Source organism: Thermococcus radiotolerans, assembly GCF_002214565.1.
GTDB classification, from domain to species: Archaea; Methanobacteriota_B; Thermococci; order Thermococcales; family Thermococcaceae; genus Thermococcus; species Thermococcus radiotolerans.
Genome location: NZ_CP015106.1, coordinates 1,114,813 through 1,133,441 on the forward strand (window position 1 = coordinate 1,114,813; position 18,629 = coordinate 1,133,441).

The following is an 18,629-nucleotide window of genomic DNA, read 5'->3' on the forward strand; positions in this document are numbered from 1 at the left end:
AGTAAGGTACTTCAACGGACTTATGTGAACAACATATATAAGATTTGTGTTTAGAACCACTGAAAGTGGTTGTATTACAAAAAAGTAAAAGTTTGGAATTAAACCCTGGGCTTCACGGTTTTCCCCGTTCTGGACGACTCGTAGGCCGCAAGGATTATCGCCAGGTTCTTCTTCGCATCCTCGCCGGTTATGGGAACGTTCTCATCCCTCAGAACGGCCCTCGTGAAGGAACTCACTATCCCCCTCACGTCAGGCCTGTCCCAGTATATCTTCTCCGCCCTGTCCTGGTAGACCGTAAAGTCCGGGTAGGCAGTTCTCACGTCGAGGAAGCCCTCCCTGCCGACGAGGTAGTACTTTATCTCGATGCCGTAGGAGTAGCCCCTCGGATTGCCCCAGCCGGCAGTGAGAACAGCAAGAACGCCCTTTCTGAACTCAAGGACGGCGGTGCCTATATCATCCACAGGGAAACCGTATATCTTGGCGCCTATGTCCGCGTAGACCTTCTTGGGGAGGTCCCCCGTGAGCCAGAGGAGGGAGTCAACACCGTGGGGTGCCGTGTCCATGAAGCCCCCGCCGCCGGACTTACTCGCGTCCAAGAACCAGCCCATGTCAAGGCCCTGAAGGAATATCGGAGGCTTAACGTTCTCCGAAATCGTCTGGATGTACTCAATGGGACCTATCTCACCGGCATCGATCATCTCCTTCGCCTTCACGAGGGGCTCCGTGAACCTGGGGTTGAAGGGGAGCATGAGCTTTACGCCGGCCTTCCTGGCGGCCCTTATAACATCGTCCGCATCCCTGAGGTTCAGGGCTATGGGTTTCTCAAGGAGTATGTGCTTGCCCTCCTCAGCGGCCCTGATGGCTATCTCCCTGTGCCGGTAGGTCTCGATTGCTATGTAAACCGCCTCGACGTTCTCATCCCTCAGGAGTGCCTCGTAGTTTCTGTAGAACTTCGCCCCGTACTTCTTCGCCTCGGCGCGTGCAACGTCCGGGTTGGCTCCATCGCCAGATATGGCCACGAGTTTTGTCCCCTTGCCCCCCGCGATAGTGGAGGCAAAACGAAGGGCGTGGGGATGAGCGTAGCTTATTATTCCGAAGTTGAGCTTCTTCATACCTCAACCACCTCCCCCTTGCGGGCGCTCTCCTTTGCTCTCTCGGCAATCTTCAGTGCTATCAGGGCGTCCTCGGCGGTAACCACTGGCTCTTCCTTCCCCTTAATGCAGTTGAAGAAGTGCCTCAGTTCCCTCTCGAAGGCGTCGGGGAAGGTTGAGAGGAGCGGTGAGAAGCGCGGCATCTCGAAGTTGGCCTTGGCGACGCCGACCACGGGAGTGTCCAGCGGGGTGTAGCGTATCCTGCCATTTTTCCCTATGATGTCAACGTGGTGGTAGAAGACACCGTAGCGCGAGGGGTAGGGGTAGGCCCAGCTGACCTCTGCTATGCCGGTCTTTCCTCCCTCGAACTTTATCATCATCATGAAGTGGTCGAACGTCCCGTTGGCCCTCGCCTCCTCCTTGATGGACTTCCCAACGGCGTAGACGCTCACCGGTTCGCTCTCGAAGAACCAGCGCAGGAAGTCCGTGACGTGAACTCCGAGGTCAACGGCGACACCGCCGCTCCTGTTCTCGTCCCAGTACCAGTAATCCCTGGGGAAGGGGAGGTTCTGGACTTCGGCCTTTCTGATGTGCATGGGAAGGATGTTGCGCTTCTTTATGACCTCCTTCATCTGCATCCATCTCTTGTCAAATCGCCTCACGTGACCAACGAAGAGGTGCAGGTCTTTCTTTTCGGCGGTTTTTATCATTCTCTCGCCCTCTTCAACGGTGAGGGCTATCGGCTTCTCCACTATCACGTGCTTTCCTGCCTTGAGAGCCTCAACGGCAAGTTCTGCGTGGGTGTAGGTTGGCGTGAGCACCTCAACGACGTCAACCTCTGTATCCAAAAACTCGTCGAGACTCGTGAACGCCTTCGCCCGAAACTCCTTCGCACCCTCGCGGGCCCGTTCCGGGTCTATGTCCATGCAGGCGACGACCCTGATGCCCTCGATTCCCCTGAGGGCCTTTTTGTGGGCAAGGTTGAATATGTTTCCGCAGCCTATCACTCCGACCTTTAGCTCCATGGGGATCCCCCAAGGGAGTAGGGGCAAAAAGTATATAATCCTTTTCAAAATAAACCACTTTAAATGGTTGTAAATTTATGAGGTGGAAGAGATGAGGGTCATCGTTGGAATTCCCAGTTACAACAACGCGGAAACAATATCCTTTGTCGTTAAGCAGGCCGCCCAAGGGCTGAAGAAGTATTTCGGTGGAGGAATCGTCGTCAACGCTGACGGAGGAAGCACCGATGGGACGAGGGAGGCGGTTCTGGGGACAAAGGTCCCAGAGGGTGTCGAGGTTCACAGCTTCGTCTACAGCTGGCCGATTCCGGGAAAGGGCAGCGCTATGAAGGAGCTCATGGAGTTTGCCCTCGAGAGGGACGCCGATGCGCTCGTCTTCGTGGACAGCGACCTGAGGAGCATAACCCCCGAGTGGATATACTGCTTCGCCAAGCCCATCGAGGAGGGCTACGACTTCGTGGCGCCGCTCTACATAAGGCACAAGTGGGACGGCACGATAACCAACAACATAGCCTACCCTATGACGGCCTCGCTCTACGGGAAGAACGTCAGGCAGCCGATAGGAGGGGACTTTGGGGTGAGCAGAAAGCTCATGGAAGTCTACCTCGAAGACGGGGCGGTCTGGAAGACCCACGTGGCGCGCTTCGGCGTCGACATATTCCTGACGACGACGGCCATAGCGAGGGGCTTCAAAATCATCCAGACTGCTCTGGGGATGAAGATACACGATCCCAAGGATCCGGCGGCATCGCTCGGCCCCATGTTCAACCAGGTCGTCGGGACGCTGTTCATGCTGATGGAGAAGTACGAGAACGTCTGGAAGGACGTTAAAGCAATAGAGCCCGTTCCGGTCTTCGGGGAGCTTGAGAAAGGGGAACCAGAGCCTGTAAAGGTGACCTTAGAGCTCCTTGAGATAAGGGCAAAGGAGCTCTTTGCCCAGCACGAACCCGTGCTGAAGAGGGCACTGGGCGAAGAGACTCTCAAGGGGGTGATGGAGGCCCTCAAGACCTTCGAGTTCGACGACAGGCTCTGGAGCCACGTCCTCTACGACGGGGCGGTGGCGTACAAAAACGGAATCCTAACCGAGGCAGAACCCCTCGTGCCGCTGTACTTCGCAAAGACGGCGGACTTCGTCAAGAGAACGATGGACATGAGCACCCTTGAGGCCGAAAAACTGATAGAGGAGAGGGCGAAGGTCTTCCTTGAGGAGAAGGACTACCTCTTGGAGCGCTGGTAGAGCTCCCTGACCTCTTTCATTAGAACTATTTCCTCCATTTTTGGAACGCTCCAAGCCCCCCTGAGGGTCGTTGAGAGCGCCGCTACGAGGTTTGCGAAGCGCCCGAGTTTTCTGAGGTGCTCCTCATCGATGGTCCCCTCACCGAGCAGGTTCGAGTAGTGAAGGCCGGCTAAGAGGGCAGCTGTGAAGGCATCCCCTGCTCCGGTGGTGTCAACCGGTTCGACTCTATAAGCAGGGATGTGAACCTTAGCGCCTCCACTCATCAGCTCGCTGCCCTTCTCACCTAAGGTCACCGCGAGAAGTTTGAAGTCGAAGTCTTCAGGGTTTATTCCGTTGTCTCTGAGGTACGCCAGCTCCCCATCGCCGAGCTTAACTATATCCGCCAGCCCGAGGGCCCTCTCAATATCCCGTAGCATCTCTCCCTCCCTTCCGCGCCAGAGGTCGGGCCTTATGTTGACATCGTAGCTCAGTGGAACCTTTCCCTTAAGTTCCTCTAAAATTCCAAAGAGCGTCGAGCGAGAGGGCTCCCTGGCGAAGAGCACGGTGCCAAAGTGAATTGTCTCAGCGTTCTCAAGAAGGGCCGTCTCCACGTCCTCAGGCTTCAGGTTGAAGTAGGCAACGCCATCGTAGAGAATGAACTCCGGCTTGGCACCGATGAGCTGAACGAAGACAACGCCAGTATGTTTTTCAGCGTCCCGGGATATGTATGTCCTTACCCCCTCATCATGAAGCCTTTCGAGCAGAAAGTCCCCAAAGGGATCGTCGCCGACCTTGCTTACCAGCGCACTCTCAACGCCGAGCCTTGAAAGACCAACCGCAACGTTTGCAGGAGCACCGCCCGGATGCTTCTCGAAGGACTTCACATCCTTAAGCTTCCCCTCCTGCAGGGCTATGAAATCTATGAGGACCTCTCCGATAGAGACCATCATCGTCATCACCACAAGCAACAACTTTTGGTTGTTTCCTCCGACAACCGTTATATACGTTTCCCGCGATTGAGATACCAAGGTGCTGCCCATGATAGCGGTAATAACGTTCACGGATCCGAGGCCAACGGCCCTCTCGATCGAGCGCGAGAGGGCTTTGATGGAGAAGCACTCCACCCTCATCGGGGAGCTGAGAAAGGCTGGCTTTGAAGTTCTCGACGTGAACGAGAGGCTTGGAAAATACGAAGCCCTCAAAGCCGGTAAGAACTTCGGGGTAGATTCGATGGATGAGAGCTTCAGGGCCGGGGAAATTATAGCCGGAAGCTCGGCCTCGGGAATAATAGCCGGCCTCTGGCACTGGACGGAGAGCAACCTCGTTACGGCACTTGTCAGAGAAACCAAGAGGCCCATACTCCTCTACGCCGACGATGATCCGGCATGGGCAGGAACCACGTGCGTCACATCTGTCGGGGCCTCTCTTTGGGAGAGCGCGGTGAACGAGTACGCGCTGAACCACGTCCGCCTCAAGGGGGACGTTGAAAAGGTAAAGGCCTGGGTTAGAGCCGTTGAGGCCGTCTCAAAGCTCTCCAGGAAGTCCCTCCTCCTCTGGGGGGCCCCGTACACCCTCGGGATGGAGCACCTCATGGACGACCTGCCGAGGCTTAAGAGGATCGTCGGCGACTTCATAATGCTCGGCCAGTACGTTCTGGTTAGGAAGGCGGAGAAGATGCTCTCGGACGAGAGGCTGAGGGTCCGCGTGGAGGAGTTCTACGACTGGCTGACCGAGAAAACGGAAGTCAAGTTTGACGACCTCATGCTGACACCGGAGGCGTTGAGGAGACAGATAGCACTCTACCTAGCCGCAAAGGAGAGCTGGAGCGAGCAGGAAGGCATTTCGGCCGTCTCGATAAAGTGCCAGCCGGAGCTGAGCGAGGTCTACGGTGTTACGGCCTGCCTGATTCCGGCGCTGTTCCCGTTCAACCTCGATGCCGAGGGCGAGAAGGAGGTAATCCCGGCCACGTGTGAGGGCGACGTTAAGGGCACGATAAGTTCGGCGCTCCTCTTCTATCTGAGCGGAAAGCCCCCACTCTTCGGAGACATAAAGTACGTGGACGACGAGGTCGTCATGATAGCCAACTGCGGCGCTTCATCGCTCTACTACGCGAGGCTGAGCGAGAACCCGGAGGAGAACCTCAAAGCAACAACCGTCCAGGGACAGTGCCAGGGGGCGAGCGGCGGGGCGTTAACTTACAGAACTCCCCCGGCTGAGTTTACGGTGGCAAGGCTCATACGTCGCGGGGGGGAGTACTACCTCCTCTACTTCCTCGCGGAGGGCCTTGAGATAACTGAGGAGATGGAATCAAAGCTCAAATGGGGCAAGCAGTGGCCGCATACGGCCATAAGGAACCCACTCGACAAAGAAACCTTCATCTCGGCCATGGGGGCCAACCACCTCTCGCTGGTTCCCGGTGACTACACCGAGGAGCTCCGCTTTACCGCGAGGCTCTGGGGAGTAAAGGCAATAAACCTTGAAGACCCAAGGGAGGTAAAGTCCTTCCTTGAGGGGTAGTCCATGAGAACCATCTTAGCCGGCAACGGAGCCTTCGTCCTGAGCGATGAGAGGGGGGACATGCCCTCCCATTACGACGGCTTTTATTTTCTTGACACAAGGTTCGTCAGAAAGGCCAGGCTTGAAGTTTCTCCGGAACCGGACTTCATCGGGGCATCCTCAACCTTCACCCGGGCGGTTTCACACTTCTCTCTCGGCGAGCGGGGAATCCTGGTGAGGCTAAGAACGCTGGACGGGGTTTACGAGGAAAAGCTCTCCTTCTACAACACGTCGGAAGAACCGCTCGGTGTCAGGGTCAGGTACACCTACGAGGCTCCCATCGAGGACATATTCCAGGTCAGGGGCTTTATGGGGCTGAAGAATGGAAAGGCCATAGTCCCAGTCGGCGGAACCCACCTGAAGGAAAGCCCCGCCGGAAGGAGGAGCCTCTCCACCGAGACCAACATGGAAAGGGAGGGGAGTCTCTTAAGGGCAGAACTTGAGATACCCCCCCTCGAAAAGGCCGTCCTCTATGTCCGCTTCATCCCCAAAATCGAGGGCAGGGTCTCGGAGATACTCGCAGAGAAAAAGAGAACGATAAAAAACGTCGCCTTCACCGGCTCACCCGCCATCGACGGAATATTCGAGAGAGCTGTGGAGAACATAAACGCCCTGACGCTGTTTACGCGCTTCGGGCCGGTCCCCCTTGCAGGGATTCCGTACTTCGCCTGTCCCTTCGGAAGGGACGCGATAATAACCTCACTCTTCCTCCTGCCGTACTACCCTGAATACGCCGCCGGCACGCTGAGACTCTTCGGGCGGCTCCAGGGAAAGAGAACCAACCCGAAGAACGAGGAAGAACCTGGAAAGATACCACATGAGTTCCGCCTCGGGGAGCTCGCGCAGTCGGGGAAGGTTCCCTTCGCGCCGTACTACGGCACGGTCGATGCCACCCCCCTCTACGTGGCATTGGCCGGCGAGTACCTGCGCTGGACCAAGGACAGGGGACTGATTGAGGAACTGAGGCCGAACCTGACGGCCGCCGTCGAGTGGATACTCGGAAAGCTCGATGATGACGGCTACGTAACCTACGTTCCGGGAATACTTGGCAACAAGGGATGGAAGGATTCAAGGGATGCGATAATTGACGAGGAAGGGAAACTTCCAAAGCCGCCGATAGCGCTCGTTGAGGTGCAGGGCTACGCCTACTGGGCGCTTAAACTTGCAGGGGAGCTTGACCTGACAGAGCTCGATGAAAAGACCCTCCTCGTAGAGGCGGAAAAGCTGAAGAAAAGGTTCAACCGCGACTTCTGGCTCGGCTCCTACTACGCCCTTGCGCTGGACGGGGAGGGAAGGCCACTCAGAGTCGTCTCCTCCAACATGGGGCACCTGCTCCTGACGGGTATAGCCGAGCACGAGGAGGAACTCGCGGGGAGGCTTTTCCAGCCGGACATGCTTTCCCGGTACGGCATAAGAACCCTGAGCGCCGGAGAGAAAGCTTACAACCCCTTCAGCTACCACCGCGGAAGCGTGTGGCCGCACGACAACGCGCTGATAGCCCTCGGCCTGGCGAGGATTGGAAGAACGGACATGGCGAGGGCACTCATGGATGCCGTCTTCGATGCCGCGAAGCTTCTGCCGGAGAGGGAGCTTCCGGAGCTGTACAGCGGCCTAAACGAGCTCGTTCCCGTTTTAAGGGCCAACTCCCCGCAGGTATGGAGCGCGGCGAGCGTTTTCGCCTTCGTTACCGCCTCGCTTGGAATGGAGGCAGGGGATGAGCTCACCGTCCGTCCGGCAGAGGGGACGAGCATCGTTCTGAGAGGGGTTTCGTTTGGAGGAAGGAGGTACCTCATAGTGGCCAATGGGGGCGTTAGCGTTGAACCCATATGAATTCAGGTTTGAAAAACTCCCAAAACCTGTGCTTTCTCCCTCAGATGAAGGATTCGACTCAAAGAACGTCTACAACCCCGCGGTGGTCAAGAGGAGGGAAAAAGTGGTCATGCTCTACCGTGCGGAGGCCAAAGGGGAAAAGATAACCGGAAGAATCGGGCTGGCGCTGAGTGAGGATGGAATCGACTTCATCAGACACCCAGAGCCCGTTATGGAACCGGAATACGAGTGGGAGAGCCTCGGCGTTGAGGATCCCCGCGTCGTGAGGATTGGAAAGACATACTACATGACCTACACCGGCTACGATGGAAAGACTGCACGGCTCTGCATCGCCACCTCGAAGAATCTTCTGAACTGGAAGAAGCACGGCGTGGTTTTCGAGGAGTTCCCCGCGCAGAAGAACACCACCGAAAACTGGACCAAGAGCGGAGCCATACTGACGGAGAAAATGAAGTCCGGATCCTTCGAGGGCTATTACGTCATGTACTTCGGCGACTCAAAGGTCTGGCTCGCCTATTCAAAGGACCTCATCCACTGGGAGTACGAGAGGGAGCCCGTTCTGAGGCCGAGGGGCCATCTCGTTGAGCCCGGACCTCCGCCAATCCTCACGGAGGACGGGATACTCCTGATACACAGCGAGGCCTTTCACGAGGACGGAAAGCTCGTCTACTACACGCACGCTGCCCTCTTTGACCGGGAAGACCCAAGAAAGCTCATATGGAGAACCGAGAAGCCCATCCTCAGGCCAACCCTCGACTGGGAGCTGCATGGATGGGTAGATAACGTGGTCTTCGCGGAGGCCATGATAGACCACGGGGGCAGCTACTACCTCTACTACGGGGGAGCGGACAGGCACGTTGGCCTCGCGATGGGAGGATGGAGGAAGAAAGAGGACTAATCCAGAATTATCAGCTCGATCTCCACCGTCCTCTCGGGGCTCTTCAAGAGTTCCACTATTTTCCTGTCTACGTCCCTCGCGGCTTTGTTCGCCCTTATGGCGAGGGTTCTGGCGTCGATGTAGTCACTCTTTCTCACCACCATCGAAAAATCGTGATCGAGGATCAGCCCGGGGCTCCCCTCGGCGAGAACCTCGTCCACCAAATTCCCTACCTTTATTCGGATTAGAAGCCTTTTTCCAGCCTTCAGGGCGGATTTAAACTCATCGCTAAGGTCATTTATTCCCTTGTCGGCCTCGATGCAGAGTATGCAGTCCCCTCGGGGCGTGAGGTAGTCCTCCTTCGTGAACTCCAGCGTTGATCTGTGCGTTGCTCTTACGTTCTCATGACCCCTGCAGCGGATTACCTCCCTCAGCATGGTTCCAACTTCGAGCTGGGGTTTATAAGTCTGAGCGAGGGAAAAGCTTTAAAACTGCTTTCGAGACTGGGGTATGGTTGTCAGAGTCAAGCTAACGGGGGGATTGATGATGGGAAACATCAAGCAGACGTTCATCAAGAGGGTTGCGCGCGAGCTGTTTGACCGCTACCCGAACGAGTTCACCAGGGACTTCGAGCACAACAAGAAGAAGGTTGAGGAGCTCACCAACGTCACCAGCAAGACCATCAGAAACAGGATAGCGGGCTACATGACCAGGCTCGTGAGGATGAAGGAAGAGGGCAAGATGCTCTGAGCCCTTTTCTAGGATTTATTCTCTTCAAGCCACTTCCTAAAAGTCTTCAAGGTCTTCGAGTATTTTTCTTGGAAGTCTAGCCCTGAACTCTTTCATCAGCCGCTCGAATTCCCTCTCGTTCTCCTGGGCGATGCGGCGGAAGAGGCTCTCGATGTAGGTCTCCGTGAGCAGGCGAACCTCCTCGAGCTCCTGCTTCATCCTGATTATTTCCTCTATCCTGCCCTGTATTTCGGTCAGAAAAGTCAGAAGCTCGTCTATCTTCTCCTCGGCCGGTTCCGTAGACTTTATGAGAGCCCTGGCCTGGGCGTACTCCTTTGTCTGCCTCGGTGCTTTGGGCTCGTACATCTCGGTGCCGAAGGCGTAGGGCGTGAGCAGAACCTCAAGGCGGAAACCGCGCTTTATCGTGTAGTACTTCCTGGGCCTGCCGCGCGGTATCTTCTCGGTTCGGCCTTCGATGAGGCCCGCACTCTCGAGTATCCTGAGGTGTTCAAGAACCGCCTTCTGACCCACCCCAAGCTCCTGGCTGAGCTCGCTCACGAAGTACGGTCTCTTGGTGAGCAGGATGAGTATCCTCCTTCGCGTCTCGTTTCCGAGTATGTCCAGCAGTCTCCCCATGTTCTTATTTGAGTCCATGGTCTCACCCCCTTTCCCTAACCTGATGTAAGAAAAGATTACTTTAAGCTTTTCGGTGATTTGGGAAATTTAAAGAACTAAGGAACGAAGTGGTGCTCCCTGCATCTGGCTTCGTAGCTCTCGCTTCCGCCGACGAGTATGACTGGGGAGTCACGGGGCGCCGGTTTTCCATCTATGAGGCGCTGGGTCCGGGTAGCAGGCTTTCCACAAACCGTGCACACGGCGGTGAGATAGACTATGTTGTCCGCCCGAACGAGCAACTCCCTGGTAACGGGAAACGGGTCGGCCTTGAAGTCGAGGTTGAGCCCACTCGCGATAACGTAAACCCCCTCGTCGGCAAGCCGTTCCAAGGCACCCACGATGGCCATCGGGAAGAACTGCACCTCATCAATACCTATAACCTCGTAACCCTCACGCTTCGTTATCTCAACGATCTTCCCAACGCCTTCAGCGTTGGTTGGTATCACAAAGGCCTCGTAGCGAAGTCCGTTGTGGGCGACGACCTCGTCCTCGGAGTAGCGGTTGTCTATGCTCGGCTTGAAGAGAGCCGCCTTCCTCTTCGCAAACATCTGCCTCTCAATGCGCTTTATCAGCTCGGTTGTCTTTCCAGCGAACATCGGACCGGTGATTACCTCCAAGAATCCCCCTGGATGAACCATGATTCCCACCAAGAAAAGAAGGCTTTCAGCTGTTAAATCTCCTCCGGCCGAAAAGTTGAACGGAAGACGAAAATGGAAGAAAAAAGCCGTCAAACCGGTCAGACCGGGGTGACGTGGCCCCACTTTTCGAGGGCCCTGGCGAGTTCCCTGTGGCTCTTGGCGTACTCGTCGAGCGGGATGCCCTGCATGATGGCGTCGAGGGCCTGTCTGACGGCCATCGCTCCGGCCTTCGGTCCGTCCGGGTGGCCGAGGGTTCCACCGCCTATCTGGAGGACTATGTCCTTTCCAAGGGCATCTATAACCGGCTCTATGTTGCCGGGGTGAAGGCCGCCCGAGCTGACGGGCATGGCCGGCCTGATGTGGTAGAACTTCTGCTCCATGTGGAAGACGTCAGTCTCATCGGGAACGTAGTGCTCCTCCCTGAATACCCTGGCTATCTGGATGACGTCCCACTTGCTTCCCTCAAGCTTGCCAGCGCCCGCGGTTCCAACGTGGAGCTGGTCTATGCCTATGATGCGGAGGAGCTTAGCCAGGACGAACATCGAGATGCCGTGGTAGGGGTCCCTCGTGAAGGTCGCGTGCATGGCCCTGTGGCCGTGAACCGCTATGCCGTAGTCGGCTGCGATGTCCCTGATGTACTCCAGCGCCCCCCAGCCGGTGACTACGACGTCGACCATGGCATGGGGGTTGCCGTAGTCGGCGAGTATCTCGAGCCTGCGCTCCATCTCGCGCACGTCGGCAGTTATGTTGGCGAACCAGCTCTTGGCCTCGCCGGTCTCGTCCTCGACCCTGTCTATGACGTTCATCAGAACCTCCGCCCTCGTCTCAAAGCGGTTGTACCAGGGGCTGGTCAGATTCTCGTCGTCCTTTATGTAGTCCATTCCACCGCTGAGCAGGTCGTAGGCGAGCTTTTCAAGCTCCTCCGGCGAATAGCCGACCTTCGGCTTGGGAACCGTTCCAACTATCGGCCTGTCCTTGACGTCAAAAATCCTCTTGACGCCGTCCTTCCCGAAGTACGGCCCCTCAAACTCGCGGAGGAACTTCTCCGGGAGGTAGATGTCCTCGAGGCGGAGTCCCTTAACGCGCTTCATTCCGAAGACGTTGCCAGCGACGCTCGCGAGCATGCCGGGCATGTTCCACTCCTCGAACAGATGAATCGGATATGCTATCCTGACGATCCAGCTGCCGTCCCCCATGTCATGGAAGTGGTACGCCTTGGCCGACATGTCATCCCATCTTTCCTTCTCGTACCACTGGTAGAGGCTCGTCCAAGTCCCGGTCGAGCTCTCCGCCGCGACGGCTCCAGCGGCATCCTCTATGCTGAATCCCTCCGCGGGGGTTATCCTGAAAACAGCCACCAGGTCCCTCTTTGGGTTGGGTTCGTAGTCCTTGTCAACGTAGATGTCGTATATCTCAAACTTCTCTACCATGCTTTCACCTCCTGAGTAACCTGGAGATTGCATCGCTACCTATAAAAATGCTGTGGTGCAATACTGGGGCATTCCTGCCTCTATGTGAGTATTGGAGACGCTTTTCCTGCGTCAACGCTCCAAACTCCTGCCCTTCTTTTAGAAATCGAAGGTTTAAAGGACCCCTAAATACGATTTAACGCCCGATTTGCCGTTTTTGAAACTTTGCCCTCAAGTTAGTATTTGCCCGTTCATAAGTCGGTAGGCTAAGGATACCAGATTTCTCAACATCTCACCCAAAAATGGCCGATTATTGGCCCCAGAGCGCCCGGTTTCCGAAAGGTTTATATAGACCTTTGTTCTTAGAATAGAACGCAGATACCTGCAAAACAACGTTTAGGAGGTTGGGAAAATGGCTGAGTTGCCGATTGCCCCAGTTGACAGGTTGATAAGAAAGGCCGGCGCCGCCCGCGTCAGCGAGGACGCCGCCAAGCTCCTGGCCGAGCACCTTGAGGAGAAGGCCATGGAGATCGCCAGCAAGGCGGTCGACCTCGCCCACCACGCCGGCAGGAAGACCGTCAAGGCCGAGGACATCAAGCTCGCTATCAAGAGCTGATGGCCTTTCTTTTCCACCCTTTTCCGCTTTTCTGAAAGTTTTGAATCCTCACCAGAAGCGTATCCTTTCGACTCTAACGCTTTCGCCGCTGACCCTCAAAAATGCAAAACCTGCGGCATCCATCCTCGGAAACGTTGGGGAGCCGGGGTTGAGGAGAACCACCCGCTCTCCATGGACCGAGTAGATATCGTGGTAGAAGCGGTGCGTGTGGCCGAATATCAGAACGTCCGCCCCCATGTCGAGGGCCTTGAGCGTCAAGAACTGTGCATTGAGCGAAAAGAACTGATGACCGTGGAGGAGACCGATACTCACGTCCTCGACATCGATGAGTCTCTCCTCGGGCAGGTTGAGGTGGTCCGCGTTTCCCCTCACGGCTACGACCGGCGCGAAATCCTCAAGCCTCTCTAGAAGTTCATGGGACGTAACGTCCCCCGTGTGGAGTATCAAATCGGGCTTTTTCTCTTCAAGATGTTGGAAAAGAAGGGAAGGAAGGTTCTTTGTCTTATCGCCGTGATGCGTGTCGCCCGTTACCGCTATCAGCAAGCCCATCCCTCATATCGGGACGTTTATGTTGAGCTTCTCGACGAGTTCCTTATACCTGTTCCTCACGGTAACCTCGGTTACGTGCGCTACCTCGGCCACCTCGCGCTGGGTCTTCTTCTCACCCTCGAGCAGGGACGCGACGTAAAGCGCAGCGGCCGCCAATCCGGTCGGACCCTTACCGCTGGTTATCCCCCTCTTGATGGCCTCCTGGAGTATCTCCTTGGCGCGCTTCTTCGTCCGCTGGCTGACGCCGAGGGCATCACCAAACCTGTCAACGTACTCTATCGGGCTGGTCGGCCTGAGGTTCAGACCGAGGCCCCTGGCAAGGAAGCGGTAGCTCCTCCCTATCTCCTTCTTCGTGACCTTCGAAACCGCGGCAATCTCGTCGAGAGTCCTCGGGATGCTCTCCATCCTGCAGGCGGCGTACAGAGCGGCGGAAACCATGCCCTCTATGGACCTACCCCTGATGAGCTTCTTCATGACGGCCTTGCGGTAGAGCGATGCAGCAACTTCCTTAACGCGCCTCGGCAGCATCATCTGGGCCGCCATCCTGTCCAGCTCGCTGAGGGCGAAGGCGAGGTTTCTCTCGGCGGCGTCGTTTATTCTCATTCTGCGCTGCCACATTCTGAGCCTTCTCATCTTCGTACGGTACATCCCGGTTATCTGGTTGCCGTGTATATCCCTATCGCGCCAGTCTATGTCTGTGGAGAGGCCCTTATCGTGGATCATCAAAGTCATGGGCGCACCGGTTCTGGCGCGCTTTGCCCTCTGATCCGGATCGAAGGCACGCCACTCGGGACCCTCATCAATGACGTTCTGCTGAACGACGTAACCGCAGACAGAACAGACAATTTCGCCCCTCCGCGGGTCATAAAACAACTTATCGGAGCCACAAACCGGACAAACATTCTTATCAGCCAAAAGCTCTCACCCCCTCTTTCTGGGGGCAGGGCGTCTTGCCTTTCCGCCCTTCGTGCGCCTCTTGCCGGTCTTTCCCGGCCTCGACTTCTTGCGCTTGGTATCAACGTAGAGCAGAGTCCCGACGTAATTCTCGGGATTCTTGATGCGTGGCTTCACGGCCACGTACGGTCTGTTAACTGGTCCGAACACATCCTTCACTACCCCGACCACGGTGAGCTTTTTGTCAACCACCGGGTCGTTGAGCGAAGGAACCCAGTCCGTACGCAGAATAAGGAACCCCTGCTTCGCGTAGTGAGAAACTTTGCCCAGGCGTCTCATAGCCCCACCCCAAAAGGACATATCCTTTTAAGCTTTTCGCTTTTGCCTTTATAAACTTTTCGCCGAATTTCCAAAAGGTTTTTATTTAAGTGCCCTCTAAAACAGAAGATTAGGTAGGTTAAAATGAAATGCCTCCTCGCCGGACACCTGGTCATCGACAGAATAATAAGGGGTTCGAGATTCGAAAGGAGGATCGGCGGAGGGGCCTACTACTCCGCGATAACCCTCGCAAATTTCTGCGACGTTGAGGTTCTAACCAGCGTTGGGGAGGATTTTCCGGACGAGTGGCTCGATGAACTAACCGACCGAGGGATAAGGCTCAGAATAATACCGGCCGAGAAGAGCACCTCCTACGAACTCCGTTACCTGGACGCCAACAGAAGAAAGCTCCGGCTCCTCTCAAGGGCTGCCCCAATAACGGACGTGCCGGACGGGGATTACGACATGGTGATGCTGAACCCGGTTGCCGGGGAGATTCCCCCCGAAAGTGCCACCAAGTTCAAGAAGCTATCGAACTTTCTTGTTGCCGATGTTCAGGGGTTCATAAGGACACCAGAAGTTGGCCCGGTAAGGCTTCGGGAGATTGATGCGTCCTTCCTCAGGGGAATGAGGATCCTCCACGCCGACCTCACGGAAACGCGCTATCTGAAAAACTTCAACCCCAGCGATGTCGAGGTTCTCCTGGTCACCAACGGAGCGCGGCCGGGTTTTGCATACCTCAGGGGGAAGGGATGCACCTACCGGCCTGTGGAGATGGAGATCGAAGAATCAACCGGCGCGGGAGACGTGTTCCTCGCGAGCTTTGCCCATTTCTACTCCCAATGCCCGTTCATCCAGGCGCTGAAGAGAGCGAACGCGTTCACCGCTCTTTTTCTAAAGCACAGGGACTTTTCCTTCTCGATGGAAGAAGTCAACGAGCTAGCTATGAGGGTCGCGGTCGAGAGGCTTAACGATATAAATCCATAGGAATAATTATGCCCGCCGATGATGAAACGTCAGCATGCTGAAGATGATGAGGAGAGACTTCCCTGAGGTGATGGTATGGACCGATACGTTCTGCTCGTTAAGGCCCCGAGGGGCTACGATATAACCCCCGTACGGGAGGAGCTCAGAGAGTTTCTCTCCAAAATCCATCCGGAGCTCAAGGTCGAGGCGCACAGATGCATAGGCCTAACCGCCGACATAGTCATACTGTACGGGGACGGCGTCGTACTCATAAAAAGGAAGCATGAACCGTTCAAAGACCACTACGCCCTGCCCGGGGGATTCGTCGAGTACGGCGAAACCGTCGAGGAGGCGGCCCTGCGCGAGGCAAAGGAAGAAACCGGTCTCGACGTTAGACTCATCAAGCTCGTTGGAGTTTACTCCGACCCGAACCGCGACCCGAGGGGGCACACCGTGACGACGGCATTTCTGGCCATCGGAACCGGAAAACTGAAGGCCGGAGACGACGCTAAGGAGGTGCACGTTATACCCGTCGATGAAGCGCTGAAGCTGCCACTGGCGTTCGACCACGCGAAGATTCTGAGGGACGCCCTGAGCCTGAGGTGATGTCATGAGGGTCGAGTTCCCTGAGTTCGGGAGGATAGTCGTGGACGGCAAGATTTACGACCACGATATCGTGATCTATCCGAGCGGAAAGATCGAGGAGCGCAAGAAATGGCTCAGCAAGAACAAGCACGGCACGAGCCACAAGCTCGACCCGGATGAGCTGAGAGAGTACCTAACGGAGGACTTCGACGTTCTGCTAGTCGGCACCGGCGCCTGGGGAAGGCTCTCCCTCCTGCCGGAAAGCAGGGAGCTGGTGGCGAACAAAGAGGTCATCGAAAAGCCGACAGGAGATGCTGTGGAGCTCTTCAACGGACTCTGGGGAAAGAGGAAAGTCCTCGCGATATTCCACATCACCTGTTGATGACAGCTTGAACCGCCGCAAAGCCGACGGTCGCCAGAGCCAGCGCGTAGGGATAGCCGAGGAAGTACCAGAGGCCGGCGATTGCTCCGAGGGTAACCCCGTTGATTATCATGAGCACCAGAACGTGACCGAAGTTCGTCTCCGGCACGGATAGCTCGCTTTCGCCGTGGTAGAAGAAGGCCAGCGCCACTGAGGACGTCAGGAGCGGAAGGATAACCGCGGCGGGAAGCAGGGCAAGGGTTCTAATGTTGAGGTACGAAACCGCTAGAACGAGGCCAACGCCGGCGGTGACCGGAACGGCGTTCATGACGAGAAGCTTCGCCCGAACGAACTGACCGACAGTTATGGGCAGACTCCTCAGGAACTCGAACTCCCTCCCGTCTATTTTGAGAACCGTGTCTATTCCAACGGAGCTCATCCAGGCTATCATGAGGAGAACCGACGCGAGAGCCCAGTCCTCAACCTTTCCGGACGTGAGAATGCCGACGGCACTCGGCAGGATTATGAAGAGCGGAAAGACGAGACCAACGAGGAGGGCGCTCTTTCTGAAGACTACCCTCAGGTCCTTCAGGGCGATCGCCACGATTGGATGGTGGGTTTCGGCCTTGAAGCGAACTGTTCTGGAGCGGGAAACCTTCGCCCCCTCTTCGAGCCTGCCCCAGAGCCGTCCGAGGATGAACAGGTAGAGAGGAACGAGGATGACGAGATAGCCGAGGAGGATGAGGGAGGAGTGGGATGGATCCGTTATCGAGGCGACGGAGAACGGATAAGCCAGGGAGTACTTCGAGAAAAAGGGCAGAAGGTCCTCGTAGTGCTCGTTGACGTACTGCTGGAAGTAGTTGAGGGCGTAGAAGATGCCGATGAAGAGGATAACCCCCAGGGTCCGCGCCAGCGTCCTGAGCTTCGAGAACCTGCCGCCAACGCTCGCCGAGCCGAAGAACGTGAAGACGACCAGTCCGAGGACGTGGCCGAGGAAGGCCCCGGTGAGGATCCAGAGCAGGCCAAGCAGGCCGGAGGCTCCATACTTCGCCACCATCATGATGGCCGCTGGGAGGAGCGCGATGACCGCTGGGACGTTGTCTATCGCGAGGAGAACGCTGAGGTACTTTGAGCCCGTTCTTATGGGTAGGGGCTTGAGCGGCTCGAAGATTCCCATGGAGGTCGCGTAGGAAGCATTGACGGTCGTCGTGTAGAGCGCCATTATGAAGGGGAGCAGGGCGTAGGTGGCGAATATCACCGCCGCCCGGGTTTCATCCTCGGCCCCGGCAATCGCCCCCGCCATCATGACGCCAAAGAACAGGAAGGCAACTGACTGAAGGGCCATCCCCCTCTTTATGTCGCCCGCGTTCCTGAGCTGCTTCCTGAACTTCTCCGGATCGGCGGCTATCTGAGGGTTGCTCTTCAAACGCCGGTAGTGAAGCTCCTTGTAGAGGATTCTGACTATCTCGAACATGCTCCCACCCTAGAGGGCATCTTTAAGAGCCCGGACTACGCTCGCCACCTCGTCCTGGCTCTCGGTAAGCTTGAGGAAGACGTCCTCAAGGCTCTCCTCGTGGGCGAACTCCTTGAGCTGCTCCACGGTTCCCTCCGCGATTATCTCCCCGTTGTAGATAACCCCAACGCGGTCGCATATCATCTCTGCCAGCGCCAGAACGTGGGTGGAGAAGACTATGCTCCTGCCCTCCTCCCTGAACTGGAGTAGGAGTTCCCGGAGAATGCGGGCGCTCTTGGGGTCGAGGCCGTTCATCGCCTCGTCCAGTATGAGAACCTTCGGGTCGTGGAGCATCGCCGCTATGAGCGACACCTTCTGCCTCGTTCCGAAGCTGAGCGAACCTATCATCTCGCCGAGGTAGCCCCCTATCCCAAACGCCCTGACCAGGGTCTCGACCCTCTCCTGGAGCTCTTCCTTCGGAATCCCCCTCACGCTCCCCACGAAGTTAAAGAACTCAACCGGGGTTAGGCTCTCGTAGAGAACCGGCGTTTCAGGCACGTAACCGACTATCCGCTTGACTCCGAGTGAATCCTCGGCGACGTCAACGCCGCCAACAACAACGCGCCCCGAGGTGGGTTTCAGTATCCCCGCCAGAATCTTCATCGTAGTGCTCTTCCCGCTCCCGTTCGGCCCGAGGAGGCCGTATATCTCGCCATCAGCAACAGTGAACGTTATTCCATTGACCGCCCTCGTGGGGCCGAAGCTCTTGGTGAGGTTCTCGACCTCGATCATTCTACCACCGGATGTGATAATAATCTGTGCTTAATAAATTTTATCCCTTGAA

The 18,629-nt window shown here is 56.5% G+C and carries 21 protein-coding genes; 9 read left to right on the forward strand and 12 right to left on the reverse strand.

Annotated features, from left to right (window positions below):
* Positions 1–98: 98 nt before the first annotated feature.
* Both A3L10_RS06180 and A3L10_RS06185 read right to left on the reverse strand, forming a co-directional pair.
* Positions 99–1,112, reverse strand: coding sequence for a Gfo/Idh/MocA family protein (locus A3L10_RS06180; protein ID WP_088866823.1), 1,014 nt, complete (start codon positions 1,110–1,112; stop codon positions 99–101).
* On the reverse strand, positions 1,109–2,116 hold the full coding sequence (locus A3L10_RS06185; RefSeq protein ID WP_088866824.1) for a Gfo/Idh/MocA family protein: 1,008 nt from the start codon (positions 2,114–2,116) through the stop codon (positions 1,109–1,111). Before A3L10_RS06185 ends, A3L10_RS06180 begins: the two co-directional genes overlap by 4 nt.
* Positions 2,117–2,207: 91 nt before the next feature.
* Here A3L10_RS06185 and A3L10_RS06190 point away from each other — a divergent pair, with 91 nt between their 5' ends.
* The gene (locus A3L10_RS06190; protein WP_088866825.1) at positions 2,208–3,350 is read left to right on the forward strand and encodes a glycosyltransferase; all 1,143 of its coding nucleotides are present in this window, start codon (positions 2,208–2,210) and stop codon (positions 3,348–3,350) included.
* On the opposite strand, the gene A3L10_RS06195 is transcribed toward A3L10_RS06190, so the two are convergent.
* On the reverse strand, positions 3,329–4,279 hold the full coding sequence (locus tag A3L10_RS06195; protein WP_088866826.1) for a carbohydrate kinase family protein: 951 nt from the start codon (positions 4,277–4,279) through the stop codon (positions 3,329–3,331). The genes A3L10_RS06190 and A3L10_RS06195 overlap by 22 nt on opposite strands.
* 88 nt (positions 4,280–4,367) lie before the next feature.
* Between A3L10_RS06195 and A3L10_RS06200 the strand changes: the two genes are divergently transcribed.
* The 3 genes from A3L10_RS06200 to A3L10_RS06210 are packed head-to-tail and all read left to right on the forward strand — an operon-like array spanning position 4,368 to position 8,613.
* On the forward strand, positions 4,368–5,846 hold the full coding sequence (locus A3L10_RS06200; protein ID WP_088866827.1) for an L-fucose/L-arabinose isomerase family protein: 1,479 nt from the start codon (positions 4,368–4,370) through the stop codon (positions 5,844–5,846).
* Between the two features lie 3 nt (positions 5,847–5,849).
* Positions 5,850–7,715 carry a glycogen debranching N-terminal domain-containing protein gene (locus A3L10_RS06205; protein WP_088866828.1) on the forward strand — a complete coding sequence of 622 codons (1,866 nt, stop codon included), beginning with the start codon at positions 5,850–5,852 and terminating at the stop codon, positions 7,713–7,715.
* Complete coding sequence (locus tag A3L10_RS06210; protein WP_088866829.1) at positions 7,702–8,613, forward strand: glycoside hydrolase family 130 protein; 912 nt, start codon at positions 7,702–7,704, stop codon at positions 8,611–8,613. The genes A3L10_RS06205 and A3L10_RS06210 overlap by 14 nt, the downstream gene beginning before the upstream one ends.
* Here the strand turns inward: A3L10_RS06210 and A3L10_RS06215 are convergent.
* Complete coding sequence (locus A3L10_RS06215) at positions 8,610–9,029, reverse strand: DUF371 domain-containing protein (RefSeq protein ID WP_088866830.1); 420 nt, start codon at positions 9,027–9,029, stop codon at positions 8,610–8,612. The genes A3L10_RS06210 and A3L10_RS06215 overlap by 4 nt on opposite strands.
* 109 nt (positions 9,030–9,138) lie before the next feature.
* Between A3L10_RS06215 and A3L10_RS06220 the strand changes: the two genes are divergently transcribed.
* Entirely contained in the window at positions 9,139–9,342 is a 204-nt protein-coding gene (locus A3L10_RS06220; protein WP_088181559.1) for a 30S ribosomal protein S17e, read from the forward strand.
* 36 nt (positions 9,343–9,378) lie between these two features.
* Here A3L10_RS06220 and A3L10_RS06225 read toward each other — a convergent pair whose 3' ends face one another.
* The 3 genes from A3L10_RS06225 to rbcL form a co-directional block, all read right to left on the reverse strand.
* A complete protein-coding gene (locus A3L10_RS06225; RefSeq protein WP_088866831.1) occupies positions 9,379–9,975 on the reverse strand; it encodes an ArsR/SmtB family transcription factor in 597 nt (198 codons plus the stop codon).
* Positions 9,976–10,052: 77 nt separating this feature from the next.
* The gene (locus A3L10_RS06230) at positions 10,053–10,634 is read right to left on the reverse strand and encodes a thymidine kinase (protein WP_088866832.1); all 582 of its coding nucleotides are present in this window, start codon (positions 10,632–10,634) and stop codon (positions 10,053–10,055) included.
* Positions 10,635–10,732: 98 nt separating this feature from the next.
* Entirely contained in the window at positions 10,733–12,064 is a 1,332-nt protein-coding gene (rbcL, locus tag A3L10_RS06235) for a type III ribulose-bisphosphate carboxylase (RefSeq protein ID WP_088866833.1), read from the reverse strand.
* A 391-nt stretch (positions 12,065–12,455) separates the two neighbouring features.
* On the opposite strand from rbcL, the gene hpkB reads away from it, so the two are divergent.
* Positions 12,456–12,659, forward strand: a complete 204-nt coding sequence (gene hpkB, locus A3L10_RS06240) for an archaeal histone HpkB (RefSeq protein WP_088180889.1) — start codon at positions 12,456–12,458, stop codon at positions 12,657–12,659.
* A gap of 48 nt (positions 12,660–12,707) precedes the next feature.
* Here the strand turns inward: hpkB and A3L10_RS06245 are convergent, their stop codons facing one another.
* From A3L10_RS06245 to A3L10_RS06255, 3 genes are read right to left on the reverse strand one after another with little or no spacing between them, the layout of a single operon-like run.
* On the reverse strand, positions 12,708–13,202 hold the full coding sequence (locus A3L10_RS06245; protein ID WP_088866834.1) for a YfcE family phosphodiesterase: 495 nt from the start codon (positions 13,200–13,202) through the stop codon (positions 12,708–12,710).
* Between the two features lie 9 nt (positions 13,203–13,211).
* Entirely contained in the window at positions 13,212–14,123 is a 912-nt protein-coding gene (locus A3L10_RS06250; protein ID WP_088865095.1) for a transcription initiation factor IIB, read from the reverse strand.
* Positions 14,124–14,129: 6 nt separating this feature from the next.
* On the reverse strand, positions 14,130–14,441 hold the full coding sequence (locus A3L10_RS06255; protein ID WP_088180892.1) for a Gar1/Naf1 family protein: 312 nt from the start codon (positions 14,439–14,441) through the stop codon (positions 14,130–14,132).
* A 123-nt stretch (positions 14,442–14,564) separates the two neighbouring features.
* Between A3L10_RS06255 and A3L10_RS06260 the strand changes: the two genes are divergently transcribed.
* The 3 genes from A3L10_RS06260 to A3L10_RS06270 all read left to right on the forward strand — a co-directional run bounded on the left by A3L10_RS06260 (position 14,565) and on the right by A3L10_RS06270 (position 16,353).
* Positions 14,565–15,407 carry a PfkB family carbohydrate kinase gene (locus A3L10_RS06260; protein WP_088866835.1) on the forward strand — a complete coding sequence of 281 codons (843 nt, stop codon included), beginning with the start codon at positions 14,565–14,567 and terminating at the stop codon, positions 15,405–15,407.
* A 75-nt stretch (positions 15,408–15,482) separates the two neighbouring features.
* The gene (locus A3L10_RS06265; RefSeq protein ID WP_088866836.1) at positions 15,483–15,992 is read left to right on the forward strand and encodes an NUDIX domain-containing protein; all 510 of its coding nucleotides are present in this window, start codon (positions 15,483–15,485) and stop codon (positions 15,990–15,992) included.
* A gap of 4 nt (positions 15,993–15,996) precedes the next feature.
* Positions 15,997–16,353 (forward strand): Mth938-like domain-containing protein, encoded by a 357-nt coding sequence (locus A3L10_RS06270; protein WP_088866837.1) that lies wholly within the window; start codon positions 15,997–15,999, stop codon positions 16,351–16,353.
* Here the strand turns inward: A3L10_RS06270 and A3L10_RS06275 are convergent.
* Complete coding sequence (locus A3L10_RS06275) at positions 16,343–17,806, reverse strand: hypothetical protein (RefSeq protein ID WP_088866838.1); 1,464 nt, start codon at positions 17,804–17,806, stop codon at positions 16,343–16,345. The genes A3L10_RS06270 and A3L10_RS06275 overlap by 11 nt on opposite strands.
* A gap of 9 nt (positions 17,807–17,815) precedes the next feature.
* The gene (locus A3L10_RS06280) at positions 17,816–18,577 is read right to left on the reverse strand and encodes an ABC transporter ATP-binding protein (RefSeq protein WP_088866839.1); all 762 of its coding nucleotides are present in this window, start codon (positions 18,575–18,577) and stop codon (positions 17,816–17,818) included.
* Positions 18,578–18,629 lie beyond the last annotated feature (52 nt).